1 protein-coding gene is annotated in these 540 nt (G+C 60.6%); it reads right to left on the minus strand.

The window, feature by feature from the left end; genetic code table 11:
- Positions 1 to 540 (minus strand): IS110 family transposase (locus ACP7E4_RS30505; protein WP_426120002.1); only part of this gene is annotated, 540 nt, incomplete at both ends.

Genomic DNA, 540 nt, shown 5'->3' on the forward strand with positions numbered 1-540 from the left:
AAGTAGGCAGCAAACATTCGTGCATTGGCGAAGCGCTCAGGTTCTGTCTGTTTGGCCAGAAGTGCCGTGGCGATGATCGGGCCGATACCGCGTACTGTCATCAGACGCTTGGCCGTCTCGTCTTCGCGCGCAGCGGTTTCCAGGCGTCCGGTCAGTACCTCGATGCGTTCACCCAGATGGCTCCACTCGCCGAGCATTTCGGCGATCAGTTCGCGCAACAGCTCCGGCAGCGGTTGGGTGGCGTCTTCCAGTATCCTGGGAACATTTCGGCCGAGGGTCGCTGCACCTTGTGCCATGGCAATGCCATGTTCCAGCAACAAACCACGCATCTGGTTACCCATTGCGGTGTGCCGCCTTACGTACCCTTGCCGGGCTCGATGCAGGGCCTGCATGGCCAATTGCGCGGTGCTTTTGATTGGCACTGCCGCAATGTTCTGGTCCCGGCCTGCGCGCAAGATTGCCAGCACATCGTTGCGATCATTCTTGGCGCCGCTGCGATGATCGGCCACGCGTTGCGCCGGTAGAATTCTCGCCCGCTTC

The organism is Pseudomonas sp. DSP3-2-3, from assembly GCF_049898225.1.
Classification (GTDB): Bacteria; Pseudomonadota; Gammaproteobacteria; order Pseudomonadales; family Pseudomonadaceae; genus Aquipseudomonas.